Genomic DNA, 26216 nt, shown 5'->3' with positions numbered 1-26216 from the left:
GGCCGCTGTGCGGGGCGACAGGCCGGGCGTCATCACCGTACGACACCGCTTGACTACACACGGGCCTGGTTTGGGCCAAAGGTTCCCTGGTTCTCGGCCAGGGAGCGTTTTCCGGCCAGGGCGCGCTTCGCGGCCGGTGCACCGGCGGGCCGGTGCGTCAGCGGGCCGGGCGGTCAGGCCACGGCCCGCGGGCCCCGGAACGCCCGCCTGAAGGTGTTCGGGGTGGTGCCGAGCGTCCGCAGGAAGTGGTGGCGCAGGGCGGCCGCGTTCCCGAAGCCGCAGCGGCCCGCGATCGCGTCGACCGTTTCGTCGGTGGACTCCAGCAACTCCTGGGCCAGCAGGACCCGCTGGCGCAGCACCCACTGGTACGGGGTGGTGCCGGTCTCCTGGAGGAAGCGGCGGGCGAAGGTGCGCAGGGACATGTGCGCGCGCTCCGCGAGCTGCTCGACGGTGATCTCGTCCTCCAGGTGCCGGGCCATCCACCCGATCACCTCACCCACCGTGTCGCAGGCGGTGCGCGGGAGCGGCCGCTGGATGTACTGGGCCTGCCCGCCGTCCCGGTGCGGCGGGACGACCATCCGCCGCGCGATGGTGTTGGCCACCTCGGCCCCGTGCTCCTGCCGGACGACGTGCAGGCAGGCGTCGATGCCCGAAGCGGTGCCCGCGGAGGTGATCACCCGGCCTTCGTCCACGTAGAGCACGTCGGGGTCGACGGCGGCCCGCGGGAACCGGCGCGCCAGGGTCGGGGCGTGCATCCAGTGCGTCGTGCAACGGCGGCCGTCGAGCAGGCCGGCCGCGCCCAGGACGAAGGCACCGCTGCACACGCTCAGCACCCGCGCGCCCCGGTCCACGGCCCGGCGCAGGGCGTCGAGGAACGGTTCGGGGTACTCCCGTACGGGCGCCTGCCGGTCGGCGGGCAGGCAGATCAGGTCCGCCTCCTCCAGCCGCTCCAGGCCGTGCGCGGGGGCGATGGCGAAGCCGACGTCGGCCATGGTCAGCGGGCCTTCCTCGGCCGCGCACACGGCGAAGTCGTACACCGGCAGCCCCTGTGAGCTGCGGTCGATCCCGAAGACCTCGCAGAAGATCCCGAACTCGAAGGGGGCGACTCCGTCGACGAGGGCCACGGCCACGTTGGTCAGCATGGCCTCAGTGTGGCAGTAATTCGCTCTTGAGTGACAGTACTGCCACTGTTCGATCATGGGCGATCAGGCGGACAGTGGAGGTATGACCACCTTCGTGAATTACCTCGCCGTCCTGGTCCTCGCCGCCGTCCTGCTCGGGCCCAGCCTGTACGGGGCGCGCGGCGACCGGCGGATCGACCGGCAGCTGCGGGCCGCCGCGACCCGGCGGGTGTGGCTGCCGCGCCAGCGGGCGGGCGGTCTCCCGCCCACCCCGCGCCGGCGCGGCATCCGGTTCGGCACCTGGCGCCGGGGACGCATGGCCCATTGAGCCCCCGCCCCCGGAACGCGAGGACGGGCTAGAAGTCCTCGTCCAGGTCGACCGTGCCCTCGACCGCGACCTGGTACGCCGACGGACGGCGCTCGAAGAAGTTGGTCAGCTCCTGGACGCCCTGCAGCTCCATGAAGGAGAACGGGTTCTGCGAGCCGTACACCGGCGCGAAGCCGAGGCGGACCAGGCGCTGGTCCGCGACGCACTCCAGGTACTCGCGCATCGACTCGGTGTTCATGCCAGGCAGGCCCTCGCCGCACAGGTCGCGGCCGAACTGCAGCTCCGCCTCCACGGCTTCCTTCAGCATGTCGGTGACCTGCTGCTGGAGTGCGTCGTCGAAGAGCTCCGGCTCCTCCTTGCGGACCGTGTCCACGACCTCGAAGGCGAAGTTCATGTGCATGGTCTCGTCGCGGAACACCCAGTTGGTGCCGGTGGCCAGGCCGTGCAGCAGACCGCGGGAGCGGAACCAGTACACGTACGCGAAGGCGCCGTAGAAGAACAGGCCCTCGATGCACGCGGCGAAGCAGATCAGGTTCAGCAGGAAGCGGCGGCGGTCGGCCTGCGTCTCCAGCCGGTCCAGCTTCTCGACCTCGTTGATCCACTTGAAGCAGAACTGCGCCTTCTCGCGGATCGACGGGATCTCCTCGACGGCGTCGAAGGCGGCCGAGCGGTCGTCCGGGTCGGGCAGGTAGGTGTCGAGCAGCGTCAGATAGAACTGGACGTGCACGGCCTCCTCGAACAGCTGGCGCGACAGGTACAGGCGCGCCTCCGGGGAGTTGATGTGCTTGTAGAGCGTCAGCACCAGGTTGTTCGAGACGATCGAGTCGCCCGTCGCGAAGAACGCGACCAGACGGCCGATCATGTGCTGCTCGGCCGGCGTCAGCTTCGCGAGGTCCGCCACGTCCGAGTGGAGGTCGACCTCCTCCACCGTCCACGTGTTCTTGATCGCGTCCCGGTAGCGCTCGTAGAAGTCCGGGTAGCGCATGGGGCGGAGCGTGAGCTCGAAGCCCGGGTCCAGGAGGTTCTTGTTGTCGGTGGAGCTCATTACTGGCAGGCCTCGCAGGACTCGGGGTTCTCAAGGGAGCAGGCCAGAGCGTCGGCGTCGACGGCCTGCGGGAGCGGGTTGGCGGCGGCCGGGACGGCGGAGCCGGACGCGGCGCGGGCGATCTTCGTCGCCGGGCGCGAGCGCAGGTAGTACGTGGTCTTCAGGCCCTGCTTCCAGGCGTACGCGTACATCGAGCTGAGCTTGCCGATGGTGGGCGTCTCCAGGAACAGGTTCAGCGACTGGGCCTGGTCGAGGAACGGGGTACGGGCCGCCGCCATGTCGATCAGGCCGCGCTGCGGGATCTCCCACGCCGTGCGGTACAGCTCGCGCACCTCGGCCGGGATCCAGCCGAAGCCCTGCACCGAACCGCTCGCGTCGCGCAGCGCCTCGCGGGTCTGCGCGTCCCACACGCCGAGCTGCTTCAGCTCGTCCACCAGGTACGCGTTGACCTGGAGGAACTCACCGCTCAGCGTCTCGCGCTTGAAGAGGTTGGAGACCTGCGGCTCGATGCACTCGTACACGCCCGCGATCGAGGCGATCGTCGCCGTCGGAGCGATGGCCAGCAGCAGCGAGTTGCGCATGCCGGTCTTCGCGATCCGGGCGCGCAGCGCGTCCCAGCGCTCCGGCCAGTTCAGCTCCACGTCGTAGTGGTCCGGGTGCAGGACACCGCGGGCGGTGCGGGTCTGCTCCCAGGCCGGCAGCGGGCCGCTGCGCTCGGCGAGGTCGCAGGAGGCCTCGTACGCGGCCAGCATGATGCGCTCGGAGAGCTTGGTGGACAGGGCCTTCGCCTCGGGGGAGTCGAAGGGCAGCCGCAGCTTGAAGAAGACGTCCTGGAGGCCCATCGCGCCCAGGCCCACCGGGCGCCAGCGGGAGTTGGAGCGGCCGGCCTGCTCGGTCGGGTAGAAGTTGATGTCCACCACGCGGTCGAGGAAGGTCACGGCCGTGCGGACGGTCTCGTCCAGGCGCTCCCAGTCGATCTCCCCGTCCACCACGAAGGCGCCCATGTTGACCGACCCGAGGTTGCAGACGGCCGTCTCGCCGTCGTTGGTGACCTCGATGATCTCGGTGCACAGGTTGGAGGAGTGGACGACGGTGCCCGGCTCGGCGGTCTGGTTCGCCGTGCGGTTGGAGGCGTCCTTGAAGGTCATCCAGCCCTGGCCGGTCTGCGCGAGGGTGCGCATCATCCGGCCGTACAGGTCGCGCGCGGGCATGGTCTTGCGGGCCAGACCGGCCGCCTCGGCCTTGCGGTAGGCGGCGTCGAACTCGTCGCCCCACAGGTCGACGAGCTCGGGCACGTCGGCCGGGGAGAACAGCGACCAGTCGGCGTCGGCGTTCACCCGGCGCATGAACTCGTCCGGCACCCAGTGCGCCAGGTTCAGGTTGTGCGTACGGCGCTGGTCCTCGCCGGTGTTGTCGCGGAGCTCCAGGAACTCCTCGATGTCCGCGTGCCAGGTCTCCAGGTAGACGGCGGCGGCGCCCTTGCGGCGGCCGCCCTGGTTCACGGCGGCGACGGAGGCGTCGAGGGTCTTCAGGAACGGCACGATGCCGTTGGAGTGGCCGTTGGTGCCGCGGATCAGCGAACCGCGGGCGCGGATGCGGGAGTACGAGAGACCGATGCCGCCGGCGTGCTTGGACAGGCGCGCGACCTGGTGGTAGCGGTCGTAGATCGAGTCGAGCTCGTCCAGCGGGGAGTCCAGCAGGTAGCAGGAGGACATCTGCGGGTGCCGGGTGCCGGAGTTGAAGAGCGTCGGGGAGGACGGCAGGTAGTCGAGGCGGCTCATCAGCCGGTACAGCGAGGCCACTTCCTCGACGGCCTGGACGCTCTCGTTCTCGGCCAGACCGCAGGCGACGCGCAGCATGAAGAACTGCGGGGTCTCGATGACCTGGCGGGTGATCGGGTGGCGCAGCAGGTAACGGCTGTGCAGGGTGCGCAGGCCGAAGAAGCCGAACCGGTCGTCGGCGCCCTCGGCGAGGGTGTGCTCCACCAGCGCGTCCAGGCGGCTCGCGTGGGTCCGTACGAACTCGGCCGTGCGGTCGGCGATGAGCCCCTCGCGGTGTCCGACCTCGACGGAGGCGGAGAAGGAGGTGGCGCCCTGGCCGGCGGCCTCGTCCCGGACGGCGAGCGTCAGCAGCCGGGCGGCGAGCCTGGAGTACGCGGGGTCCTCGGAGATCAGACCGGCGGCGGCCTCGGTGGCCAGCCCGCGCAGTTCGGCGTCGTCGGCGGCGGAGCTGCGGCCGCGCAGCGCGGCGGCGGCGACCCGGCCGGGGTCGGTGTCGGGGAGGTCCGCCGTCAGTTCGGTGAGGGTACGCAGCAGCGTGGCCCCCGGGCCCTCGGTGTTGTCGCCAGAAACGGACTCGGCGCGCGGTGCGGAAGGCGCGATGGTCACGGCGGGAGCTCTCCCTCGCTCGGCCCGGTCATCGGCGGGGCGGGGCGCGAGCGGGCGCATGCGGGCGCGCAGGAACGCGTACACCGCATGGCGTCCACCGGCCCAACCGCGAGGCCCGGACGTGTCGGCACCCGGTTCGGTCGACCCGGGCGCGCTGTCGGCAGGTCCTCGGACTTTTCATACCGTTGCGGGACAGTTCCGGATTCACACCGGATTCCCCTGCGGCGACAGCAGCCCTGAGCATACATGTGGGGGGCCGCCTATGCGCGACCCCCCACATGTTGTGTCGGCGTGGCTACAGCTCCAGACGGTACGTGAGCAATGTCAGCCCGGGAACGGGCGCCCAGTCCCGCTCCGGCGTACGGGTGAAACCGAGTCGCTCGTATATCCGCTGGGCCCCCGTCATGCCGCGCTGGGTGGAGAGCACCAGGTGCGTGACCCCCGCCAGTTCCCGCGCGCGGGCCACGCAAGCGCGCACCAGGGCCTCGCCCGCGCCGCGTCCGCGCGCCTCTCGGGAGACGGCCAGCATCCGGAACTCCGCCTCGCCGGGCCCGGCGATGTCGGCCAGCGGGCTCCCGGGCGGGGCGAAGGTCACCCCGCCGAGTACGGCGCCTTCGTCGACGGCCACGAGCACCTCCCCGTCGGCGGCCCGGCCGGCGACATCGCGCAGTACGGCCGCGTAGAACGCCTCGCCGGAGCCCAGGAGCCCGTCACCCAGGTAGGCCTGCGCGGTGATCTCGCCGAGCTGTTCGTATTCGGCGGGCAGTGCCGCCCTGATCGCGATGTCCATGCGGTCGAGTGTGCCGGACGGGTGTCGGTGGTCGGCGCTATCGTCGGCCACAGCACCGTCGATGAAGGTGAGCGAGGCCTGACCGTGATGACTGAACGTCCCCACATGCAAACTGAGGATTTTGAGGCCATCGCGCGCATAGCGGCCAAGGAGCGGGAGGGGACGCGGCTCGAATTCATCGACGGGGTTATCAGGAGCAAGGCCATGCCGGACGGCGACCACCAGATGATCATCCAGTGGCTGACGCGGCTCTGCATGCAGCACCGGCCGGAGCTCTGGCTCCACGGGGGGCAAGGGATCAAGGCCCAGGCGTACCGGGACGGGCGAGCCATCCCGGACGCGGTGCTGGCGCCTTCCAAAGCCTTCGCAGGGCAGGGCGACTGGGTCGACCCCGCTCCGATCCTCATGGCCGTCGAGGTGACCTCGTGGGATTCGGACACCTACCAGCGGGATCATGTCGAAAAGCCTCGGGCCTACGCGGAGACCGGCATCCCCGTCTACCTCCTGATCGACCGGGCCAAGTGTGAGGTCTCCGTCTACAGCCAGCCCAACGGTCGACGATACGAGGGTGTCCATGTCGTGCCGTACGGCACGGACATTGCGCTGCCCGACCCCATCGGCATCACGCTCCAGACCGAGGTCCTCAAGGACTGGGTGCGCTGAACAGGCCCGAAGGCCCCGCCGGAAGCATCCGGCGGGGCCTTCGGCGTCTGTCGGCTCAGCAGCAGCCGAAGCCCTCGCGGGGGTCCGCCTCGCGGGCGTCCGTGCGGGCGCGTTCGAACTCCCGGCGGGTCGGGACCTTCGCGTCCGGGTCGTGGGAGCGGGCGTGGGCGACGTACCGGTCGTAGGCCGCCTCGCCCGAGAACTCCCGTACGAAGAACCGCGCCCTCGCCAGCGCGCTGCGCACGCTCATCAGGCCACCGGCTCCCTGACGTGACCGCCGCCCGAGTCCAGGCCCGCCGCGGCGAGCTCGGCCTTCTCCTCGGCGGTCGGGATCAGCCCCGCCGGAGCGACGATCTTCGACTCCGTCCACGGGACCTCGGAGAGCCGCACCGACTCCGGGCTCCGGATGGCCTTGAGGCAGGTCCGGGCCGCGTCCGCCAGCACGATGATGATCAGGATCGCGAACAGGGCCGACAGCACGCCGTCGACCGTGGCGTTGGTGACCACGGTGTGCATCTCGTCCATGTTCTTGGCGGGCGGCAGCACCTTGCCCGCGTCGATGCCGCCCTGGTACTTGTCGCGCTGCGCGAAGAAGCCGACCTTCACGTCCTCCGAGAAGATCTTCTGGTAGCTCGCGGTGAGCGTGACGGCCACGTCCCACACCAGCGGAACGCCCGTCACCCAGGCCCACTTGAGCCGGCCGGACTTGATCAGCAGCGTGGTGCAGACGGCCAGGGCGACCGCGGCGAGCAGCTGGTTCGCGATGCCGAACAGCGGGAAGAGCTGGTTGATGCCGCCCAGCGGGTCCTTGATGCCGACCCACAGGAAGTAGCCCCAGCCGCCGACGACGACGGCGCTCGCCAGCCAGACGCCCGGCTTCCAGCTGACGTCCTTGAAGGACTTGTGCACGTTGCCGAGGGTGTCCTGGAGCATGAACCGTCCGACGCGGGTGCCCGCGTCGACCGTCGTCAGGATGAACAGCGCCTCGAACATGATGGCGAAGTGGTACCAGAAGGCCTTCATGCCGGCGCCGCCGATGACGGACGAGAAGATCTCCGACATTCCGAGTGCGAAGGTCGGCGCGCCGCCCGTACGGGACAGCAGGCTGGCCTCCTCCACGTCCTTCGCGGCCTGCGCCAGCGCCTCGGGGGAGATGGCGAAGCCGAAGTTGGTCACGGCCTCCGACGCGGACTGGACCGTGGTGCCGACGACGCCGCCGGGGGAGTTCACCGCGAAGAACAGGCCGGGCTCGATGATGCATGCCGCTATCACCGCCATGACGGCGACGAAGGATTCGGTCAGCATGGCTCCGTAGCCGATGACCCGGACCTGGGTCTCCTTCTGGATCATCTTCGGGGTGGTGCCGGAGGCGACCAGCGAGTGGAAGCCGGACAGGGCGCCGCACGCGATGGTGATGAAGACGAACGGGAACATCGACCCGGCGAAGACCGGGCCGTCGCCCCGCGCGGCGAAGTCCGTGACCGCGGGCATCTTCAGGGTCGGCATCGCGATGACCACGCCCACGGCGAGCAGTGCGATGGTGCCGACCTTCATGAAGGTGGAGAGGTAGTCGCGGGGCGCGAGCAGCATCCACACCGGCAGCACCGAGGCGACGAAGCCGTACGCGATCATCCAGATGACCAGCGTCTCCTTCTCCAGGGTGAAGGTGTCCGCGAAGGAGGACTCGGCGACCCAGCCGCCCGCGATGATGGCGAGCAGCAGCAGCGCGACGCCGATGGCGGAGACCTCGGTGACCCGGCCCGGCCGCAGTACGCGGAGGTAGAAGCCCATGAAGAGGGCGATCGGGATGGTCATGCCGATGGAGAAGACACCCCAGGGGGAGTGCGCCAGCGCGTTCACGATGACGAGCGCGAGCACTGCCAGGAGGATGATCATGATGGAGAACACGGCGACCAGGGCGGCCGCTCCGCCGACGGGGCCCATCTCGTCCCGGGCCATCTGGCCGAGCGAGCGGCCGTTGCGCCGGGTGGAGAAGAACAGCGTGACCATGTCCTGGACGGCGCCCGCGAAGATCACGCCCACGACGATCCAGATCGTGCCGGGCAGGTAGCCCATCTGAGAGGCGAGCACCGGTCCGACGAGCGGTCCGGCGCCGGCGACGGCGGCGAAGTGGTGGCCGAAAAGTACCCGCCGGTCGGTGGGATGGAAGTCGACACCGTTGTCAAGGCGTTCGGCGGGGGTGGCCCGCGTCTTGTCCACCTTCAGCACGCGGTGGGCGATGAACCGCGCGTAGAAGCGGTAGCCGATCGCATAAGAGCCGAGCGCGGCGGCGAGCAGCCAGGCGGCGGAGATCTCCTCGCCGCGCGAAAGGGCCAGAACGCCCCAGCCGATGGCCCCGACGAGTCCGACGAGCACCCATGCGGCGATGGACTTCGGAGAAGGCGAGCCGGGCGTGGTGCCCGGACTCGCCACGTCCTTTTGTGATGCAGCCTGTTGTGTCCCAGTTGCTTCCGGTTCAGGCATGACCCTCGTCCCCTCGTCGATCATCTGCGTAAGCGCAGGGAATCTACGGGGGATTGCCCGGTGAACGTAAGACCCCGTCCGTATTCCGGTATTCCGTTTGCCGGTATATAGGGACGGACCCCAGGCGGACCTCGGGCAGATCTCAGACGGACCTCAGTCGGACCTCCGCCGTCAGACGGCGGGCCGCTTGAGCCTGGCGACGAACTTGTACCGGTCGCCGCGGTACACCGACCGCACCCACTCCACGGGTTCCCCGTCCGCGTCGAGGGAGTGCCGGGAGAGCATCAGCATCGGCAGGCCGACGTCGGTGCCGAGCAGTCCGGCCTCGCGCGGGGTGGCCAGCGAGGTCTCGATCGTCTCCTCGGCCTCGGCGAGGTGGACGTCGTAGACCTCGGCGAGGGCGGTGTAGAGGGAGGTGTACTTGGCGAGCGAACGGCGCAGGGCGGGGAAGCGCTTCGCCGAGAGATGGGTGGTCTCGATGGCCATCGGCTCACCGCTGGCCAGTCGCAGCCGCTCGATGCGCAGCACCCGCCCACCGGTGTTGATCTTGAGCAGTCCGGCGAGGGTGTCGTCCGCCGTCACGTAGCCGATGTCCAGCAGCTGGGACGTCGGTTCCAGCCCCTGGGCGCGCATGTCCTCGGTGTACGAGGTGAGTTGGAGGGCCTGCGAGACCTTGGGCTTGGCGACGAAGGTCCCCTTGCCCTGGATCCTTTCCAGCCGCCCCTCGACGACGAGCTCCTGGAGGGCCTGCCGGACGGTGGTCCGCGAGGTGTCGAATTCGGCCGCGAGCGTGCGCTCCGGCGGCACCGGGGTGCCCGGTGGCAGCGTCTCGGTCATGTCGAGCAAGTGCCGCTTGAGTCGGTAGTACTTGGGTACACGCGCCGTGCGGGTGGCCGCCCCGCCTTCCGGCTCCGTGATCGCCCCTTCGGTGGCCATCGCCGCCCGCCTTCCCGACTCCAGTTTCGCTGCCGTCACCGGCTCCTCCGATATGTGCGGTCACATCGTGACACGTGCGGGGGGACAGGCCTTCTCTCTCCCCAGGTGTCGGTCCGATAACGGACCGAGCACCCGCTCATTAGACCCTTGACACCCCTAAAGGTCTAGGCCAAGCTCCAGCTACTGGTCTAAACCAATATGGATCAGATCCCGGCCCCACGGCAGTACTTCGCGTATGTCACCGCGGCGGGCAAGGGAAGTGCAGGCAGGCATCCCTGAGGAGGGTGGCGTGAAGCGCAAGCTCATCGTGGCGGTCAGTGTTGCGGGCATGATGGCCGGAGTCGCGGCGTGCGGCAACAGCGGCGACGACAAGGCCAAGGCCGACGCGGGCCCCAAGGAGATCACCGTCTGGGTGATGGACGGCTCCGCGCCGAAGGCCTGGATCGACGAGGTCAACAAGGAGTTCTCGGCCAAGCACCCCGGTGTCACGGTGAAGGTCGAGGAGCAGAAGTGGACCGGCATCCAGGAGAAGGTCACCACGGCCCTCTCCGAGAACACCCCTCCGGACGTCCTTGAGCTCGGCAACACCCAGACCGCCGGCTACGCGGTCACCGGCGGCCTCGCCGACCTGACGAAGGACAAGGCCAAGCTCGGCGCCGACGCCTGGCAGAAGAGCATGCTCACCTCGGCAGAGGTCGACGGCAAGCTCTACTCCGCCCCGTGGTACGCCGCCAACCGCGTCGTCATCTACGACAAGAAGGCCTTCGAGAAGGCCGGCGTCACCCCGCCGAAGACCCGCGACGAGTGGATCGCCGGTCTGGAGAAGCTGAAGGCGGCCGACCCGGCCTCGCAGCCGATCTACCTGCCCGGCCAGAGCTGGTACGTCCTCGCCGGCCTGATCTGGGACGAGGGCGGCGACCTCGCCGTCAAGGACGGCGACAAGTGGAAGGGTGCACTGGGCACCCCGCAGGCCGCCTCCGCGATGGAGTTCTACAAGAAGCTCCAGGCCTTCTCCACCGCCCCCAAGGACAAGGACGAGGCCAACCCGCAGCAGTCCACCGACATCGTCCCCAAGGGCGGCGTCTCCTCCTGGATCGGTCTCGGCTGGGAGGCCGGCGGTGCCGAGAAGGCCCTGAAGGAAGCGGGCAAGGAAGCCGACTTCGGCTACTTCCCGATCCCGGGCAAGACCGCTGACAAGACCAGCACCGTCTTCCTCGGCGGCTCGAACCTCGCGGTGGCCGAGCGCTCCAAGAACAAGGAGCTCGCCAAGGAGTGGCTGGCCCTCGCCGCAGGCAAGGACCAGATGACCAAGTACGCCGCCGAGACCAAGGGCGCGCTGCTCCCGAACCAGGCCGGCGCCAACTTCACCCCCGCCGCGGGCTCCTTCGCGGAGGCCATGGGCAAGGGCGGCGTCAACGGCAAGATCACCCCGGTCACCCCGGGCTGGGCGAACGTCGAGACCGAGCCGAACCCCATCAAGGAGTTCATGACCAAGGTCCTGAAGGGTGAGGACGCCGCCAAGGCGGGCGCGGACGCGGACAAGGAAATCGCGAACCGCATCAACAAGTAGTCCCACCCCGCAGTACCGGCTGCACCCGCAGTACCCGCACTACCCAGCAGTGTGAACGCACCGGGGGGTGCGGCAGGCGCCCGCAGCGCCTGCCGCGCCCCCGGTCGCGCATGTGACTCCACAGTCAACCGCGAGGAAACGAAGACCATGACTGTGCACTCCCAGGGGGCGGCGACCAGCGCTCCACAGGACGCACCGATGAAGTCCGCCGTGCCGCCGCCGAAGGCGCCGGCCGGCGGAACCGACCGCGGCCGTACGTCTCCTCGCGGGGGCAGAAAGTCGCTCCCGTCGGGGTGGTTGCCCTACCTGCTGATCGGGCCCGCGGTGCTCAGCCTCGCGACCCTCCTGCTGTATCCGCTGATCAAGAACGTGATCCTGTCCTTCCAGGACATCAACAAGATCGAGTTCATCCAGCGGAAGTACCCCTTCGCCGGGTTCGGCAACTACACCGAGCTGCTCGGCGACGCGAACTTCTGGACCGTCGTCGTCCGGAGCTTCGGCTTCACCCTGGCCAACGTCGTGCTGATCATGGTGCTGGGCAGCCTCATCGGCATCCTGCTGAACAAGCTCGGCAAGAAGATGCGCCTGGTCCTGTCGATGGCGCTGGTGATGGCCTGGGCCATGCCGATCGTCGCCTCCGTACAGGTCTTCAAGTGGCTGTTCGACGAGCAGTTCGGCGTCATGAACTGGCTCATGCGCACCGCCGGCTTCGCCGGCTACGAGCAGCACAACTGGATGGAGACCGGCCTCTCCACCCTGGTGATCGTCACGATCCTGGTGGTCTGGGGCTCCATCCCCTTCGTCGCGCTCAACATGTACGCCGGCCTGACCACCGTCAGCTCCGAGCTGTACGAGGCCGCCCGGATGGACGGCGCCAACGGCTGGCAGACCTTCTGGAAGATCGTCTTCCCGAACCTCAAGCCCTTCTTCCTCGTCACCACGTTCCTCGAGGTGATCTGGGTCTTCAAGGCCTTCACCCAGGTCTACGCGATGAACAAGGGCGGCCCCGACCGCGCCTCCGAGATCCTGCCGGTCTTCGCCTACGTCGAGGGCCAGAGCCAGGCCCACTACGGCCTCGCCGCCGCCATCTCCGTCCTGACGATCGTGATCCTCGTGGTCGTCATGTCCTTCTACTTCCGCCTGATCCTGAAGCAGGAGGAGGAGCAGTGAGCACGACCACCGCCCCGAAGGCCGCGCCGTCCGGGCCGCCCGCGCCGTCCGCGAAGCCCGCGCAGAAGCTCCGTACGCGCCGGCCGGTCCGCCCCGGAGCCGTCGCCAAGAACCTCGGCGCGCTCCTCCTGGCCCTCGTCTTCGTCTTCCCCGTGTACTGGATGTTCTCCTCGGCGCTCAAGCCGTCCAGCGAGATCCTCACCAAGGACCCGGTCTTCGTCTTCACCCCGACGCTGGACAACTTCACCAAGGCCACCGGGGTCGCCAACTTCTGGACGTACGTCACCAACAGCGTCCTGGTCACCGTCGGCGCCGTCCTGCTGGCCCTGGTCGTCGCGCTCGCCGCGAGCTTCGCCATCGCCCGCATGAAGTTCAAGGGCCGCAAGGGCCTCGTACTCGCCGTGATGATGGCCCAGATGGCCCCCTGGGAGGTCATGGTCATCGCGATGTACATGATCGCCCGCGACAGCGAGATGCTGAACAGCCTCCCGCTGCTCACCGCGATCTACTTCGTGATGGTCCTCCCCTTCACCATCTGGACCCTGCGCGGCTTCATCGCCGCCGTCCCGGTGACCCTGGAGGAGGCCGCCCAGATCGACGGCTGCACCCGCGGCCAGGCCTTCCGCAAGGTGATCTTCCCCCTGCTGGCCCCCGGCCTGATGTCCACCTCGCTCTTCGGCTTCATCACCGCCTGGAACGAGTTCGCGATGGTCCTGATCCTGAACAAGGACAAGACCGCGCAGACCCTGCCGCTCTGGCTCACCGAGTTCCAGAGCGCCTTCGGCAACGACTGGGGCGCCACCATGGCCGCGTCTTCCCTGTTCGCCGTACCGGTCCTGCTGATCTTCATCTTCCTCCAGCGCAAGGCCGTCGGCGGCATGACCGCCGGCGCCGTGAAGGGATAACGGCACCCATGACTGTCCTTGCGCACAAGGTGGATACGGTCACCCGCGACGCCCTCGCGGTCCTCCAGCCCGGCTTCGAGGGCACCACCGCCCCCGCCTGGCTGCTCCGCCAGGTCTCCGAAGGCCTCACCTCCGTCGGCCTGTTCGGCCGCAACATCGCCTCGCCCGAGCAGCTCGCCGCGCTGACCGCGCAGCTGCGCGCGGAGCGCGAGGACGTGCTGGTCGCCATCGACGAGGAGGGCGGCGACGTCACCCGCCTGGAGGTCCGCGGCGGCTCCTCCTTCCCCGGCAACCTGGCGCTCGGCGCCGTCGACGACACCTCCCTCACCCGGGACGTGGCCCGCGAGCTGGGCCGGCGCCTCGCCGAGTGCGGGGTCAACCTCAACTGGGCCCCGTCCGCGGACGTCAACTCCAACCCGGACAACCCGGTGATCGGCGTACGGTCCTTCGGCGCCGACACCCAGCTCACGGCCCGGCACACCGCCGCGTACGTCGAAGGCCTCCAGGCCGCCGGCGTCGCCGCGTGCACCAAGCACTTCCCCGGCCACGGCGACACCAACGTCGACTCGCACCACGCGCTGCCGCGCATCGATGTGGACCTGGACACCCTCGCCGCGCGTGAACTCGTACCGTTCAAGGCCGCCATCGAGGCCGGCACCAAGGCGGTGATGAGCGCGCACATCCTGGTGCCCGCCCTGGACCCGACCCGCCCGGCCACCCTCAGCCCGCAGATCCTGACCGGTCTGCTGCGCAAGGAGCTCGGCTACGAGGGGCTGATCGTCACCGACGGCATGGAGATGAACGCCATCGCCGGGACGTACGGGATCGAGCGCGGCTCGGTCCTGGCCGTCGCGGCCGGCGCCGACGCGATCTGTGTCGGCGGCGGGCTCGCCGACGAGGCGACCGTGCTCCGGCTGCGCGACGCGCTCGTCGCGGCCGTACGCGAGGGCTCGCTGCCGGAGGAGCGGCTGGCCGAGGCCGCCGCCCGGGTCCGCGCGCTGGCCGAGTGGACCCTCATGGCCCGGCCGGACGCGCGACCGGAGGGGAGCCGCGCGTCCGGCATCGGCCTGGAGGCCGCCCGCCGGGCGGTGGCCGTCACCGGTTCGGCGAGCCCGCTCACCGCCGCCGCCGCTCCGTACGTGGCCACGCTGACCCCGGTCGCGAACATCGCGGTGGGCGATGAGACCCCGTGGGGCGTGGCCGCCGAACTGGCCGCGCTGGTACCGGGGACGGCCTCGGGCGTCTACCCGGAGGGGGCGTCGGCGGGGGACATCCTGGCCGCGGCGGGTGACCGTACCGTGGTCGCGGTGGTGCGCGACGCGCACCGGCATCCTTGGATGGCGGAGGCCCTCGACGCGCTGGTCGCGGCGCGGGCCGACACCGTGGTGGTCGAGATGGGACTCCCGCGGGCCGAGCCGCGCGGCCGTCTGTACATCGCAACGCACGGCGCGTCCCCCGTCTGCGGCCGCGCCGCGGCCGAGCTCCTGGCCGGCCCGTAGCCCCGCTGCTGGGGGCTCCGCCCCCAGACCCCCGCGCCTCAAACGCCGGCGGGGCTGGATTTGGCTGCTGCCGGCCGCCGGGCGCGGCTGGCCCCAGCCGGCACAACCCAGCCCCAGCCGGGCACAACCCAGCCCCGCCGGCGTTTGAGTGGGGGTCCCCCCGGACGGAGTCTGGGGGAGGGTCCGGGCAGCGCCCGGGTACGAACGAAGGCCGGGCCCCCTTGGGGGGAGCCCGGCCTTCGCGCCGAACGGCCTACAGACCCTGCCAGGCAGGCTTGTTGGCGTACGTGTGCCGGAAGTAGTCGGCGAGCTTCAGCTTCGACGCGGCCGCCTCGTCCACGACAACAGTGGCATGGCGGTGCAGCTGCAGCGCAGACGCCGGGACCAGCGCCGACAGCGGGCCCTCGACCGTCTGCGCGACGGCCTCGGCCTTGCCCTCCCCGGTGGCCAGCAGCACCAGGTGGCGGGCGTCGAGGATGGTGCCGATGCCCTGCGTGATGACGTGGTGCGGCACCTGGTCTATGTCGTCGTCGAAGAACCGCGCGTTGTCCACACGGGTCTGCTCCGTCAGCGTCTTGATGCGGGTGCGGGAGGCCAGCGAGGAGCACGGCTCGTTGAAGCCGATGTGCCCGTCCGTGCCGATGCCCAGCAGCTGGAGGTCCACACCGCCGGCCTCGGCGAGCGCGCGGTCATAGGCCTCGCACGCGGCGACGATGTCCTCGGCCGAGCCGTCGGGGCCCATGAAGGAGGCCTCGGACAGACCGAGCGGCTCGACGACCTCGCGCAGCACGACCGCGCGGTAGGACTCGGGGTGCCCGGTCGGCAGGCCCACGTACTCGTCGAGCTGGCAGATCCGCGCCTTGGACGCGTCGACCAGGCCCGCCCTGACCTTGCCGGCGAGGGCCTCGTAGATGGGCAGCGGGGTAGAGCCGGTCGCCACGCCGAGCAGGGCGTCGGGCTTGCGGCGGACCAGTGCGGCCATGGCCTCCGCGATGAGCTCGCCGCCTGCCTTGGCGTCCGGGACGATGACAACTTCCACGCGGGGCCTGCCGATCTGAAGAGGTGTGGGCATGTGTGGTATAGACCAATCTAGCAGAACCGGGCCCTTCACACCCCGGTTCGCACCCATTTCCATGGTGGTCCGAATCCCCGCAGGCGCATCCCGGCGGGCAGGGCTCCCCGGTCATCGCCGTCGTCCCCGGCGGGACGGCGGCGAGGCCCTCCAGCCCGTACTGGACCGGCTGCGCGGCACGGGCCCTGGACAAGGTGACCGAGACCAGCTGGCCCATCGCCCGGACAGGGCCTAGGTGAGCGCCAGCTGGAGGCCGCCCGTCGCGTCCAGGTGCTGGCCCGTCACCCAGCGGGAGTCCGCCGAGGCGAGGAAGGCCACCACGTCCGCGACCTCCTCCGCCGTGCCGATCCGGTGGAAGACCGAGCGGGCGGCCAGGTGGGCCCGGGTCCCGGGATCCGCCAGCAGCCCCGCGTTCAGGTCGGTCTCGGTGATGCCGGGGCCCACCGAGTTCACCGTGATCCCGCGCGGGGCGAGTTCGGCGGCCAGCGACCGGGTCAGCGCGTTCGCCGCGCCCTTCGCCATGACCGTGGCCAGGATGGCCGGCAGCGCGAGCTCCGGGGTCCCGGTCACGTTCACGATCCGGCCCCCGTCACGCAGCCGCGGCAGCCCGTACTTGATCACGAAGAACGGAGCCTTGGCGTTGAGCGCGTGCGCCCGGTCGTACGTCTCCTCGTCGGTGTCCCCGATGCCCGCGAACGCGGCCGCCCCCGCGTTGTTGACCAGGATGTCGACCTCCTCGGTGTGCGCGGGATGGGCCTCGTAGGCCGCCCACAGGGCCTGCGCGTCACCCGGGACCCCGAGCTCGGCCCTGAGGGCGAAGGCCCGGCCGCCGGCCGCCTCGATCGCGGCCACGGTCTCCTTCGCCGCCGCCTCGTCGCGCCCGTAGTGCACCGCGACGAGGGCCCCGTCGCGCGCCAGCCGCTCCGCCACCGCCCGCCCGATGCCCCGGCTGCCGCCCGTGACCAGTGCCGTCTTCCCCTTGAGCACGCCCATGGCGCGCCCCCCTTCAGTAATCACTAGTGGTCGCTACAGAAAGGGACCGTATCAGATTTCCTAGCGCCCGCTATAGAATCTGCGCATGGTGACCGGACAGCGCGGCAGACCCCGTTCCTTCGACCGCGACGCCGCCCTGGGCAAGGCCATGTTCGCCTTCTGGGAGCGGGGCTACGAGGCGACCTCCATCGCGGACCTGACCAAGGCCCTGGGGATCGGCGCACCCAGCCTCTACGCGGCGTTCGGCGACAAGCGCACGCTGTTCGAAGAGGTCGTGACGGTGTACGGCGGCCGGTACGGGGACTTCGCGAGCGTGGCGCTCGCCGAGGAGCCCACCGCCCGCGCGGCCATCGACCGCATCCTGCGCGAGGCCGCCGAGGTCTACACCGACCCGGCCCACCCGCGCGGCTGCATGGTGATCAGCGCGGCCGTCAACACCACCTCAGACGAGGTGGCGGAGGCGCTGCGCGCGCGGCGCAACGCCAATCTGGAGCTGTTCGAGAGCCGCATCCGGGCCGACGTGGCGACCGGTGCGCTGCCGGCCGACACCGACGCGCGGGGGCTGGCGCGGTATGCCGGAGCCGTGCTTCAGGGGATGTCCCAGCAGTCGCGCGACGGGGCGAGCCGGGAGGAGCTGGAGGCGATCGCGGCGCGGGCCCTGCTGGCCTGGCCTGCGGCCTGAGGCGGCGCTTTTCCTCTGGGCCACGGTGCCCGACGGGACCCTCAGCCCGTCCGGCACCGTAGCCCGGAGTACTTACGGCCGAGGGTGTGCGGTTCCCGCGGCCGGTGGAGGAGCCGTCGCGGTCAGGGCAGAGCGCGCGGCTTACCTCGATCCGTCCTCCTGTGCGGGGAGGGCGGAAGCTTAAGGCAATTGTGGACTAGACCATTCTGTTCTGTCCATCCAATGACGGGACCCTGAATGCCGTCACTTCCTCCAACAGTACGCGCCCGGGGCCCGTCCTGTGTACTCCCGAGTATTCCCGTGGGGAAAGTCATGAGGCGTACCCGGGGTACGCTCGCCACGTGCCCTCCATGAACGACCTCGTACGCCAGCACACCGCTCTCAGTGAAACCGACCTGGAGTGGCTCCACCTGCTGGTCTCGGAGTGGCAGCTGCTCTCCGACCTGTCCTTCGCCGACCTCGTGCTGTGGGTGCCCACCCTCGACGGCACCCGGTACGTCTCGGTCGCGCAGATGCGCCCGAACACCGGCCCCACCTCGTACCAGGACGACATGGTCGGCCACTTGGTGCCGCGCGGCCGCCGCCCCCTGCTCGACGCGGCGCTCGACGAGGGCCGGATCGTACGCGAGGGCGACCCGGAGTGGCGCGAGGAGGTGCCGGTGCGCGTCGAGTCGATCCCCGTGCGCCGCGAGGGACGGGTCCTGGGCGTGATCGCCCGCAACACCAACCTGCTCACTGTGCGTACACCGAGCCGGCTGGAGCTCACCTACCTCCAGTCCGCCTCCGACCTGGCCCAGATGATCGCGGCGGGCTCCTTCCCGTACCCCGGCCAGCAGGTCGACATGGACGCCTCCCCGCGCGTCGGGGACGGCCTGATCCGGCTCGACGCCGACGGCGTGGTCACGTACGCCTCCCCGAACGCACTCTCCGCCTATCACCGGCTGGGCCTCGCCGCCGACCTGGTCGGCCAGCACCTGGGCAACACCACCGCCGAACTCGCTCCCTCCCGCGGCCCGGTGGACGAGGCGCTGGTCAAGCTCGCCAGCGGCTGGGCCCCGAGGGAGACCGAGGTAGACGGCAACGGCGGGGTCATCCAGCTGCGCGCCATCCCGCTGAAGCCCAAGGGGACCCGGATCGGTTCCCTGGTGCTGTGCCGCGACGTCACCGAACTGCGACGTCGCGAACGTGAACTGATCACCAAGGACGCGACCATCCGGGAGATCCACCACCGGGTGAAGAACAACCTCCAGACCGTGGCGGCACTGTTGCGGCTCCAGTCCCGGCGCATGGATTCGCCGCAGGGCCGCGAGGCGCTCAACGAGGCCGTGCGCCGCGTCGGTTCGATCGCGATCGTGCACGAGACGCTGTCTCAGAACCTGGATGAGCGGGTCGAGTTCGACGAGATCGCCGACCGGGTGATCGCGATGGTCTCGGAGATCTCGCCGGGCAAGGTCGACTGCCGGCGCACCGGCCGGTTCGGAATCCTGGACGCGGAGGTCGCCACTCCGCTGTCGATGGTGCTGACCGAGATCCTGCAGAACGCCCTGGAGCACGCCTTCACCCAGGGGGAGCGGGGCACCGTGGAGGTGTCGGCCATCCGCAGCGGGACCGGCCGCGCCGACGGGCGACTGCTGATCACCGTGCTCGACGACGGCAGCGGCCTGCCCGAGGGATTCGACCCCCAGCGGGCCGGCAATCTCGGGCTGCAGATCGTACGGACCCTCGTGGAGGGCGAGCTCGGCGGAACGTTCGACATGGTCCGGGCGGAGCCGCGCGGGACCAAGGTCGTCCTCGACATACCGTCCAGCCCGCAGAAGTAGCGGCGAAGGCGTCACTCAGTGTGACGGACCGGCCCCCGGACAGCACTGAGCCCCGGACCGAAAGGTTCTCGGTCCGGGGCTCAAGAGCACGTTGCTAAGCGCTTATACGGTTCTACGCGCTGCGCGTCGAGGCTCGAAAGTCGTTGTCAGGCGCTGGCGTTGCGCGCCCGGTTGCGAGCGGCGCGGCGCTTCATCGCGCGGCGCTCGTCTTCGCTGAGACCGCCCCAGACGCCGGAGTCCTGACCGGACTCGAGCGCCCACTGCAGGCACTGCTCCATGACGGGGCAGCGGCGGCAGACGGCCTTGGCTTCCTCGATCTGCAGCAGCGCAGGACCGGTGTTGCCGATGGGGAAGAACAGCTCCGGGTCTTCCTCACGACAAACGGCGTTGTGACGCCAGTCCATGGCTGCTACCTCTCTTGTGTGACTTGCTCGTTGCTTGTGAATGTGAACGCTTTCACGAATCCCCCCGTGGGGGAAGAGCCGACACCCAGTTGCCTGGTGTGGTCCGAAGATTCGTGGAGGGGTTCTGGCGGCCTGTGTGGGTGCCGGTTCTGCGGGCTGTCCCGATCGCCATGTAGAGATTCGCAAACCTCGGACGGGGATACAACCCCTTCCGGAAAGTTTTTTTTGATTCGTCGGTGTCTACTAGGTCACAGCCCTACTTCGTGGGGGTGGACCAGCGTGTAAACGTTCGAGTGAAAGGACTTTGGGCCCTTCCACTCACACAATCACACGCAGTGCACGGCGTACGCCTGTGAACCGAACGCTGGTGCGCAGACCGAGGTGGTCTCCGTCCATCTGGAACGGAAGGGGAACCTTCGAATGCAAGGTGAAGTCGGTCAGATCGTGTAGAGACACCGCGTGCTTGCCGTGCGGACCTCGTTCAGGAGTCGAGGTCAGGAGCTGTGTCGCGTAGCGGGCGACCGCCGGAGTTGACAAACGGTTGAGGGCCAGTACGTCAAGCGCTGTATCGAACGACGCCTCCGGAGAGGCGTAAAGCGGACGATTGCCCAGATACGTCCACGGCGAGGTGTTGCAGACTATCGACAGCACCAGATCCGTCACCGGATCGGCGCCGGGGCGCTCCAGCGTGACCGTGCCGTGCCGACGGTTCGGCTCGTCCCAGAACTGACGCATCAGCTGTCGTACGTACAGAGCGTGCGTCGAACGCTTGCCGCGCTCGCGCTGCTGCTCGACCCGCCCCACCACGCCCGCGTCGAAACCGAAGCCCGCGCAGAAGGTGAACCAGCGCGCCGGGACCGACTCGTCCTCCGTGCCCGGGGTGCCGGCCGCCAGACCCAGGCCCACGATCCGCTCGCGCTGCTCCCGCAGCGCGTCCAGCAGGGCGCCGGTCGCCTCGACCGCGTCGTTGGGCAGGCCGAGTGCGCGGGCGAACACATTGGTGGAGCCGCCGGGGACCACGGCCAGCCGGGGCAGCCGGTCCGGATCGGGCCCGTCGTGCAGCAGCCCGTTGACCACCTCGTTGACGGTGCCGTCGCCGCCCAGCGCCACGACGAGGTCGAGCCCCTCGTGCGCGGCCCGGCGTCCCAGGTCCCGGGCGTGGCCCCGGTACTCGGTGGTCACCGCCTCCAGCTTCATCTCGCTGGCCAAGGCGTGGGTCAGGACGTCACGCGTGCGCGCACTGGTGGTCGTCGCTGCTGGGTTGGCCACGAGAAGTGCACGCATGAGCGCCAGACTACCCAGCCCGTCCATGAGCTTCGAATGGCGACCCTGCTGCCCTGTCCCCTCCGGCCTCCGGGGCACGCGGCTACCCTGCTGGAGTGAGTAAGAAGCAGCCCGCGAATGCCGCCGCCCCCGCCACCACTCCCGCCGCCCCCGCCGCGCTGCCGGGCCGGCTGACCGCCGCCGCCGCGCTGACCGCTCTGGAGGGCCTGGCGCTGGCCGGCCTCGGTGTCTACATGCTGTTCGTGGGCATCGCCGGCGATCCCGACTCCCCGCAGCAGGCGGAGACGGGCGGCATCACCCTGCTCGCGCTCGCCGCGCTGCCGCTGATCGCGGCCCGCGGTCTGCGCCTGGGCCGCCGCTGGAGCCGCGGCCCGGCGCTGATCACCCAGCTGATGGCGCTGCCGGTGGCCTGGACTCTGTACAGCACCGGCGGTGCGATGATCGCCGCCGCGGTGGCCCTGGGCGTGGCCGCGGTGGCGGTCGCGGCCCTGCTGGTCAATCCGACGGCGACCGAGGCCCTGGGTATCGGGCCCGGCGAACAGGCCCGATAGTCCGGCGGCTCCTGGTTGCTCCTCGACCGGCTACTCCTCGACGAGGAGCTTCTCGCGCAGCTGGGCCAGGGTGCGGGCCAGCAGACGGGAGACGTGCATCTGGGAGATGCCGACCTCCTGGGCGATCTGCGACTGGGTCATGTTCCCGAAGAACCGAAGCAGCAGGATCCGCTTCTCCCGCGGCGGCAGGCCCTCCAGCAGCGGCTTGAGGGACTCGCGGTACTCGACGCCCTCCAGGGCCTCGTCCTCCGCGCCCAGGGTGTCCGCGACCGCCGGTGACTCGTCGTCGGTGTCCGGGACGTCCAGCGACAGCGTGCTGTAGGCATTGGCCGATTCCAGCCCCTCCAGCACCTCCTCCTCGGAGATCCCCAGCCGTTCGGCCAGTTCGTGCACCGTGGGGGAGCGGCCGTGCTGCTGGGACAGTTCCGCGGTGGCCGTCGTCAGCGAGAGCCGCAGCTCCTGCAGACGCCGGGGCACCCGTACCGCCCAGCCCTTGTCACGGAAGTGGCGCTTGATCTCGCCGACCACCGTGGGCGTGGCGTACGTGGAGAACTCGACCCCGCGGTCCGGGTCGAACCGGTCCACCGACTTGATCAGGCCGATGGTCGCGACCTGCGTCAGGTCGTCGAGCGGCTCGCCGCGGTTGCGGAACCGCCGTGCCAGGTGCTCGACCAGCGGCAGGTGCATCCGTACGAGCCGGTTGCGCAGCTCGGCCTTCTCCACCGAGCCGTCGGGCAGCGCCCGCAGCTCGATGAACAGGGCGCGCGCCCCACTGCGGTCGCGCGGATCCGGCAGTGGCGCGGTCGGCTGGAACGCGGGCACCTCCGGGAGTACCGGCACCTCCGGAGGCACCGGCACTTCCGGGGCCGTGGCGGCCGCCGGTGGCTGCGCCGGCTGTGGTTCTTCGTGCTGGTTGTCGCTCATAGGGCCCGCCCGTCGCTCCGCCGAGTCCAAAAAGCCGTCTTCCGCATCCGTGTCAGCCGGGTGCGGCCGGGCGTGCTGCTGCTCCGGGATGCCGCCGTCGACCTCGTGCCGTACCCGGGGCCGATCCCCGCCCCGCACCGGGATCTCCCCGCCGCTCACGCCGGGCCTGGTCCCGCGCCGCGCTGTTTGTAGAGACTGATGCTCACCGTCCGGTCCTCCTCGACCGTCGACTCGACCTTGCCGGCCAGCGCCGACAGTACGGTCCAGGCGAACGTGTCGCGCTCCGGCGCACGGCCGTCCGTGGTCGGCGCCGAGACGGTCACCTCCAGCGAATCGTCCACCAGCCGGAAGACGCAGCTGAGGACGGAGCCGGGCACGGCCTGCTGGAGCAGGATCGCGCAGGCCTCGTCCACCGCGATGCGGAGGTCCTCGATCTCGTCGAGGGTGAAGTCCAAACGTGCTGCGAGGCCGGCCGTGGCCGTCCGCAGCACCGACAGGTAGGCACCCGCAGCGGGCAGCCGGACTTCCACGAAGTCCTGGGTCCCGGGCTCGCCTGCGATCTGGGACACCCTCACCTCCAAGGTGGTACGAGCTGTGTTCGCCGGTGACGCTATCGCGATCCGGGCGATCGTGTCGCGGCACCCCTCGTGGCGCCCGCTGGGGGCACCCCTTCCCACGGCCAGTGACTGATGGTAAGCCCATGGGTACGCACAGTGGCTAGGGGTCTGCGGGTCGAAATCGGGGGAACCGGCGGAGGGTTGACCTACCCCTCCTCAGACGATCGAACCGTCGACAAAACACCAGCGCCAGATCTCGCCCGGCTCGAAGCTCCGCATCACCGGATGGCCCGTGTCCTTGTGGTGCGCCGTCGCGTGCCGGTACGGGGAGGAGTCGCAGCAGGCCACGTACCCGCATCCCAGACACATCCGCAGCTGCACGGGGTGGCTGCCGAGCGCCAGACATTCGGTGCAGGTCTGGGCAGAGGGGATGGGCTCGGGGCGCGGCAGTTCGGCAACGTGGGTGCACTCGCTCATGATGGCCAGCGTACGGCCAGGGTGCGGGTGCGCACGGCTCCGACGAACACGGATGGGATCTTCGATGGAGGTCTTGCAGCTGGTGGCGCTGGTTGCAGGCAGTGCGGTGGTCGCCGGCGTGGCCCGCCGGACGCCGGTTCCGGCGCCGCTGCTGCTGGTCGCCGCCGGGCTGTTCGCCGCGTACGTGCCGGGGGTGCCCGAGTACACCCTCGACCCGCACATCGTGCTGCCCCTGCTGCTCCCGCCGCTGCTGCACACGGCCGCGGTGGACAGCTCGTACCTGGACCTGCGGGCGAACATCCGGCCCATCGCGATGCTGTCGGTGGGCTACGTGCTGTTCGCGACGATCGCCGTCGGGTACGCGGCCTACCTGGTGGTGCCGGGGCTGTCGCTGCCGGTCGCGCTGGTGCTGGGCGCGGTGGTCGCGCCGCCGGACGCCGTCGCCGCCACCGCGATCGCCCGCAAGCTCCGGCTGCCGAACCGGATCACGACGATCCTGCAGGGCGAGTCCCTGGTGAACGACGCCACGGCCATCACCGCCTACAAGGTGGCCCTGGCGGCCGCGGTCGGGGTCAGCGCCGGCTGGGCGGGCGGGATCGCGGAGTTCCTGCTGGCCTCGGTGGGCGGGGTCGGCGTGGGCCTGCTGCTGATGGTGCCGATCCACCAGCTGCGCAAGCGGCTGAAGGAGCCGCTGCTCCAGAACACCCTCTCGCTGCTGATCCCCTTCGTGGCGTACGCGGCGGCCGAGCGGGTGCACGCCTCGGGGGTGCTCGCCGTGGTCGTGGTGGCGCTGTACCTGGGGCACCGCAACTGGCAGGTCGACTTCGCGACCCGGCTCCAGGAGGAGGCGGTGTGGAAGGTGATCTCCTTCGTACTGGAATCGGTGGTCTTCGCGCTGATCGGACTCCAGCTGCCGGTGGTGCTGAAGGGGCTGGGGGAGTACGAGGGGGCGGCCGCGGCCTGGTACGCGGTCGCGGTGTTCCTCGCGGTGGTGGTGGCCCGCTTCCTGTGGGTCTTCCCGGCGACCTTCATGCCGCGCTGGATGTCGGCGCGGATCCGGACGCGGGAGCCGGACACCGACTGGAAGGCGCCGGTGGTCGTGGGGTGGGCCGGGATGCGGGGAGTGGTCTCGCTCGCGATCGCCTTCTCCGTGCCCATGACGGTGCCGCACCGGAACCTGATCCTGTTCCTCACGTTCACGACGGTCATCGGCACGCTCGTCATCCAGGGACTCACCCTTCCGCCGCTGATCAGGATGTTGCGGCTGCCGCCGCGGGACCTCCAGGCAGAGACGCTGATGGAGGCGCAGGCGCAGAGCGAGGCCTCGACGGCGGCGGACGAGCGGCTGACGGAGCTGCTGGAGGCGCCCGCCAACCAGCTGCCGCCGCCGCTGGCGGACCGGCTGCGGACGGTACTGGAGCGGCGGCGGAACGCGGTGTGGGAGCGGCTGGGCGAGGTCAACCCGGTGACGGGGGAGTCGGCGGACGAGGTCTACCGGCGCCTCGCGCGGGAGATGATCGAGGCGGAGCGGGAGGTCTTCGTGACGCTGCGGGACCGCCGCCGGATCGACGACGAGATGCTGCGCGGGCTGCTGCGCCGGCTGGACCTGGAGGAAGCGGCGGCGTACCGCGAGGAGACGGCGTGATCCCCTCCGCGGGTCAGGGTCGGCCCGTGATCACGGCGGCCAGGGTGGTGCCGCGGGGGAAGGCGCCGGACCTGGTGAGTTCGGTCAGGGCCCACAGCAGTTTCGCGACGTAGATCCGCTCGACCGGGAGGCCGTGCCGGGACTCGAAGTCGGCGGCGAAGGCGTCCAGCGCGGCCGGCACGCGGGCGTAGCCGCCGTGGTGGAACTCCTCGGCCAGGGTCCAGTCGCCGGCCGGACCGCCGAAGGCCTGCCGCTGGAGGGAACGTATCTCCGCTGCCAGGAAGCCGCCCGCCAGGACCGGTACGCCCAGCGCCCGCTGCCCGGGGGCGAGTCCGGCGGCCAGGCCGGCCAGGGTCCCGCCGGTCCCGCAGGCCACGGCCACCACATCGGCCGCGCCGCGCAGTTCCCGGCCGAGCTCCGCGCAGCCGGTCAGCGCGGGGGCGTTGCTGCCGCCCTCGGGGACCACGTACGCCCCGCTCGCGCCCGCCCCGTCCAGCAGCCGGGCGAGCACCTCGGGCTCGGCCTTGCGGCGGTACTCCGACCGGGACACGAAGCGCAGCCGCATCCCGTCGGCCGCGCACCGTGCGAGGGAGCCGTTGAGCGGCCGCCCGGCCAGCTCGTCGCCGCGCACGATGCCGACGGTCTCCATCCCGAGCAGCCGCCCGGCGGCCGCGGTGGCGCGCAGGTGGTTCGAGTAGGCCCCGCCGAAGGTGGCCACCGTCCGGTGTCCCCCCTCCACGGCGGCCCGCAGATTGGGCGCGAGCTTGCGCCACTTGTTCCCCGGCAGCTCGGGATGCACGAGATCGTCCCGCTTCAGCAGCAGCCGGACGCCGTACGCGCCGAACCGCTCGTCCGCCGCCTCGACGAGCGGGGACGGCGGACGCGGGCGCAGTTCGGGGTGGGTCACCC

Annotated in this window: 25 protein-coding genes and 1 riboswitch; of the genes, 10 read left to right on the top strand and 15 right to left on the bottom strand. The window is 70.4% G+C overall.

The window, feature by feature from the left end; translation table 11 throughout:
- Positions 1-173 precede the first annotated feature (173 nt).
- Positions 174-1142 (bottom strand): helix-turn-helix domain-containing protein, encoded by a 969-nt coding sequence (locus tag OHA89_RS13595; protein WP_406366259.1) that lies wholly within the window; start codon positions 1140-1142, stop codon positions 174-176.
- Positions 1143-1224: 82 nt separating this feature from the next.
- Between OHA89_RS13595 and OHA89_RS13590 the strand changes: the two genes are divergently transcribed.
- Complete coding sequence (locus OHA89_RS13590) at positions 1225-1449, top strand: hypothetical protein (RefSeq protein WP_215146775.1); 225 nt, start codon at positions 1225-1227, stop codon at positions 1447-1449.
- Positions 1450-1477: 28 nt separating this feature from the next.
- Here the strand turns inward: OHA89_RS13590 and OHA89_RS13585 are convergent, their stop codons facing one another.
- From OHA89_RS13585 to OHA89_RS13575, 3 genes are all read right to left on the bottom strand, one after another.
- Positions 1478-2494 carry a ribonucleotide-diphosphate reductase subunit beta gene (locus tag OHA89_RS13585; protein WP_257554260.1) on the bottom strand — a complete coding sequence of 339 codons (1017 nt, stop codon included), beginning with the start codon at positions 2492-2494 and terminating at the stop codon, positions 1478-1480.
- On the bottom strand, positions 2494-4881 hold the full coding sequence (locus OHA89_RS13580) for a ribonucleoside-diphosphate reductase subunit alpha (RefSeq protein WP_406366258.1): 2388 nt from the start codon (positions 4879-4881) through the stop codon (positions 2494-2496). Before OHA89_RS13580 ends, OHA89_RS13585 begins: the two co-directional genes overlap by 1 nt.
- Positions 4882-5022: 141 nt before the next feature.
- A riboswitch (cobalamin riboswitch) is annotated at positions 5023-5135 on the bottom strand.
- Positions 5136-5176: 41 nt separating this feature from the next.
- Positions 5177-5671 carry a GNAT family N-acetyltransferase gene (locus OHA89_RS13575; RefSeq protein ID WP_266615068.1) on the bottom strand — a complete coding sequence of 165 codons (495 nt, stop codon included), beginning with the start codon at positions 5669-5671 and terminating at the stop codon, positions 5177-5179.
- Positions 5672-5758: 87 nt separating this feature from the next.
- Between OHA89_RS13575 and OHA89_RS13570 the strand changes: the two genes are divergently transcribed.
- Positions 5759-6334: a Uma2 family endonuclease gene (locus OHA89_RS13570; RefSeq protein WP_406368487.1), complete on the top strand. Its 576-nt coding sequence runs from the start codon at positions 5759-5761 to the stop codon at positions 6332-6334.
- 55 nt (positions 6335-6389) lie between these two features.
- Here the strand turns inward: OHA89_RS13570 and OHA89_RS13565 are convergent, their stop codons facing one another.
- From OHA89_RS13565 to OHA89_RS13555, 3 genes are all read right to left on the bottom strand, one after another.
- Positions 6390-6584 carry a YbdD/YjiX family protein gene (locus OHA89_RS13565; RefSeq protein ID WP_266615066.1) on the bottom strand — a complete coding sequence of 65 codons (195 nt, stop codon included), beginning with the start codon at positions 6582-6584 and terminating at the stop codon, positions 6390-6392.
- On the bottom strand, positions 6584-8818 hold the full coding sequence (locus OHA89_RS13560; RefSeq protein WP_257554254.1) for a carbon starvation CstA family protein: 2235 nt from the start codon (positions 8816-8818) through the stop codon (positions 6584-6586). The genes OHA89_RS13565 and OHA89_RS13560 overlap by 1 nt, the downstream gene beginning before the upstream one ends.
- 171 nt (positions 8819-8989) lie before the next feature.
- A complete protein-coding gene (locus OHA89_RS13555) occupies positions 8990-9754 on the bottom strand; it encodes a GntR family transcriptional regulator (protein WP_215146782.1) in 765 nt (254 codons plus the stop codon).
- A 289-nt stretch (positions 9755-10043) separates the two neighbouring features.
- Here OHA89_RS13555 and OHA89_RS13550 point away from each other — a divergent pair, with 289 nt between their 5' ends.
- The 4 genes from OHA89_RS13550 to OHA89_RS13535 all read left to right on the top strand — a co-directional run bounded on the left by OHA89_RS13550 (position 10044) and on the right by OHA89_RS13535 (position 14898).
- A complete protein-coding gene (locus tag OHA89_RS13550; RefSeq protein ID WP_215146783.1) occupies positions 10044-11324 on the top strand; it encodes an extracellular solute-binding protein in 1281 nt (426 codons plus the stop codon).
- A gap of 147 nt (positions 11325-11471) precedes the next feature.
- The gene (locus OHA89_RS13545) at positions 11472-12494 is read left to right on the top strand and encodes a carbohydrate ABC transporter permease (protein ID WP_215146784.1); all 1023 of its coding nucleotides are present in this window, start codon (positions 11472-11474) and stop codon (positions 12492-12494) included.
- A gap of 128 nt (positions 12495-12622) precedes the next feature.
- Positions 12623-13399, top strand: a complete 777-nt coding sequence (locus OHA89_RS13540) for a carbohydrate ABC transporter permease (RefSeq protein WP_215146877.1) — start codon at positions 12623-12625, stop codon at positions 13397-13399.
- Between the two features lie 8 nt (positions 13400-13407).
- Positions 13408-14898 (top strand): glycoside hydrolase family 3 protein, encoded by a 1491-nt coding sequence (locus OHA89_RS13535; RefSeq protein WP_266615061.1) that lies wholly within the window; start codon positions 13408-13410, stop codon positions 14896-14898.
- Between the two features lie 253 nt (positions 14899-15151).
- On the opposite strand, the gene nagB is transcribed toward OHA89_RS13535, so the two are convergent.
- Both nagB and OHA89_RS13525 read right to left on the bottom strand, forming a co-directional pair.
- The gene (gene nagB, locus OHA89_RS13530; protein ID WP_215146786.1) at positions 15152-15937 is read right to left on the bottom strand and encodes a glucosamine-6-phosphate deaminase; all 786 of its coding nucleotides are present in this window, start codon (positions 15935-15937) and stop codon (positions 15152-15154) included.
- Between the two features lie 264 nt (positions 15938-16201).
- The gene (locus OHA89_RS13525) at positions 16202-16963 is read right to left on the bottom strand and encodes an SDR family oxidoreductase (protein WP_406366257.1); all 762 of its coding nucleotides are present in this window, start codon (positions 16961-16963) and stop codon (positions 16202-16204) included.
- A gap of 85 nt (positions 16964-17048) precedes the next feature.
- On the opposite strand from OHA89_RS13525, the gene OHA89_RS13520 reads away from it, so the two are divergent.
- Together OHA89_RS13520 and OHA89_RS13515 are read left to right on the top strand one after the other, a co-directional pair.
- Positions 17049-17645: a TetR/AcrR family transcriptional regulator gene (locus OHA89_RS13520; protein WP_215146789.1), complete on the top strand. Its 597-nt coding sequence runs from the start codon at positions 17049-17051 to the stop codon at positions 17643-17645.
- Between the two features lie 350 nt (positions 17646-17995).
- Positions 17996-19465, top strand: coding sequence for a sensor histidine kinase (locus OHA89_RS13515; RefSeq protein ID WP_215146878.1), 1470 nt, complete (start codon positions 17996-17998; stop codon positions 19463-19465).
- 146 nt (positions 19466-19611) lie between these two features.
- Here the strand turns inward: OHA89_RS13515 and OHA89_RS13510 are convergent, their stop codons facing one another.
- Complete coding sequence (locus tag OHA89_RS13510; protein ID WP_003953983.1) at positions 19612-19869, bottom strand: WhiB family transcriptional regulator; 258 nt, start codon at positions 19867-19869, stop codon at positions 19612-19614.
- Positions 19870-20187: 318 nt separating this feature from the next.
- Positions 20188-21153: a diacylglycerol kinase family protein gene (locus OHA89_RS13505; protein ID WP_215146790.1), complete on the bottom strand. Its 966-nt coding sequence runs from the start codon at positions 21151-21153 to the stop codon at positions 20188-20190.
- Between the two features lie 95 nt (positions 21154-21248).
- Between OHA89_RS13505 and OHA89_RS13500 the strand changes: the two genes are divergently transcribed.
- Complete coding sequence (locus tag OHA89_RS13500) at positions 21249-21704, top strand: hypothetical protein (protein ID WP_266615055.1); 456 nt, start codon at positions 21249-21251, stop codon at positions 21702-21704.
- Positions 21705-21734: 30 nt separating this feature from the next.
- Here the strand turns inward: OHA89_RS13500 and OHA89_RS13495 are convergent, their stop codons facing one another.
- The 3 genes from OHA89_RS13495 to OHA89_RS13485 form a co-directional block, all read right to left on the bottom strand.
- Positions 21735-22787 carry an RNA polymerase sigma factor SigF gene (locus OHA89_RS13495; protein ID WP_266615053.1) on the bottom strand — a complete coding sequence of 351 codons (1053 nt, stop codon included), beginning with the start codon at positions 22785-22787 and terminating at the stop codon, positions 21735-21737.
- Positions 22784-23197, bottom strand: a complete 414-nt coding sequence (locus OHA89_RS13490; protein WP_030153599.1) for an anti-sigma regulatory factor — start codon at positions 23195-23197, stop codon at positions 22784-22786. The genes OHA89_RS13495 and OHA89_RS13490 overlap by 4 nt, the downstream gene beginning before the upstream one ends.
- A gap of 204 nt (positions 23198-23401) precedes the next feature.
- Positions 23402-23662, bottom strand: a complete 261-nt coding sequence (locus OHA89_RS13485) for a UBP-type zinc finger domain-containing protein (RefSeq protein WP_215146793.1) — start codon at positions 23660-23662, stop codon at positions 23402-23404.
- A 64-nt stretch (positions 23663-23726) separates the two neighbouring features.
- Here OHA89_RS13485 and OHA89_RS13480 point away from each other — a divergent pair, with 64 nt between their 5' ends.
- A complete protein-coding gene (locus OHA89_RS13480) occupies positions 23727-25307 on the top strand; it encodes a Na+/H+ antiporter (protein WP_215146794.1) in 1581 nt (526 codons plus the stop codon).
- A gap of 13 nt (positions 25308-25320) precedes the next feature.
- Here the strand turns inward: OHA89_RS13480 and OHA89_RS13475 are convergent, their stop codons facing one another.
- Positions 25321-26214 (bottom strand): 1-aminocyclopropane-1-carboxylate deaminase/D-cysteine desulfhydrase, encoded by an 894-nt coding sequence (locus tag OHA89_RS13475; RefSeq protein WP_266615047.1) that lies wholly within the window; start codon positions 26212-26214, stop codon positions 25321-25323.
- Positions 26215-26216 lie beyond the last annotated feature (2 nt).

This window comes from Streptomyces sp. NBC_01546 (genome assembly GCF_045208355.1).
Lineage (GTDB): Bacteria > Actinomycetota > Actinomycetes > Streptomycetales > Streptomycetaceae > Streptomyces.
This window is presented reverse-complemented; position numbering and strand designations above follow the sequence as displayed.

Bases quoted from the DNA above. Each gene is read 5' to 3' on its own strand.
- OHA89_RS13570 (WP_406368487.1), top strand. From the start codon at position 5,759: ATGACTGAACGTCCCCACATGCAAACTGAGGATTTTGAGGCCATCGCG.
- OHA89_RS13480 (WP_215146794.1), top strand. From the start codon at position 23,727: ATGGAGGTCTTGCAGCTGGTGGCGCTGGTTGCAGGCAGTGCGGTGGTC.
- OHA89_RS13485 (WP_215146793.1), bottom strand. From the start codon at position 23,662: ATGAGCGAGTGCACCCACGTTGCCGAACTGCCGCGCCCCGAGCCCATC.
- OHA89_RS13575 (WP_266615068.1), bottom strand. From the start codon at position 5,671: ATGGACATCGCGATCAGGGCGGCACTGCCCGCCGAATACGAACAGCTC.
- OHA89_RS13535 (WP_266615061.1), top strand. From the start codon at position 13,408: ATGACTGTCCTTGCGCACAAGGTGGATACGGTCACCCGCGACGCCCTC.
- OHA89_RS13505 (WP_215146790.1), bottom strand. From the start codon at position 21,153: ATGCGTGCACTTCTCGTGGCCAACCCAGCAGCGACGACCACCAGTGCG.
- OHA89_RS13590 (WP_215146775.1), top strand. From the start codon at position 1,225: ATGACCACCTTCGTGAATTACCTCGCCGTCCTGGTCCTCGCCGCCGTC.
- OHA89_RS13545 (WP_215146784.1), top strand. From the start codon at position 11,472: ATGACTGTGCACTCCCAGGGGGCGGCGACCAGCGCTCCACAGGACGCA.
- OHA89_RS13515 (WP_215146878.1), top strand. From the start codon at position 17,996: ATGAACGACCTCGTACGCCAGCACACCGCTCTCAGTGAAACCGACCTG.
- OHA89_RS13520 (WP_215146789.1), top strand. From the start codon at position 17,049: ATGGTGACCGGACAGCGCGGCAGACCCCGTTCCTTCGACCGCGACGCC.
- OHA89_RS13525 (WP_406366257.1), bottom strand. From the start codon at position 16,963: ATGGGCGTGCTCAAGGGGAAGACGGCACTGGTCACGGGCGGCAGCCGG.
- OHA89_RS13565 (WP_266615066.1), bottom strand. From the start codon at position 6,584: ATGAGCGTGCGCAGCGCGCTGGCGAGGGCGCGGTTCTTCGTACGGGAG.
- OHA89_RS13595 (WP_406366259.1), bottom strand. From the start codon at position 1,142: ATGCTGACCAACGTGGCCGTGGCCCTCGTCGACGGAGTCGCCCCCTTC.
- OHA89_RS13585 (WP_257554260.1), bottom strand. From the start codon at position 2,494: ATGAGCTCCACCGACAACAAGAACCTCCTGGACCCGGGCTTCGAGCTC.
- OHA89_RS13510 (WP_003953983.1), bottom strand. From the start codon at position 19,869: ATGGACTGGCGTCACAACGCCGTTTGTCGTGAGGAAGACCCGGAGCTG.
- OHA89_RS13560 (WP_257554254.1), bottom strand. From the start codon at position 8,818: ATGCCTGAACCGGAAGCAACTGGGACACAACAGGCTGCATCACAAAAG.
- OHA89_RS13555 (WP_215146782.1), bottom strand. From the start codon at position 9,754: ATGGCCACCGAAGGGGCGATCACGGAGCCGGAAGGCGGGGCGGCCACC.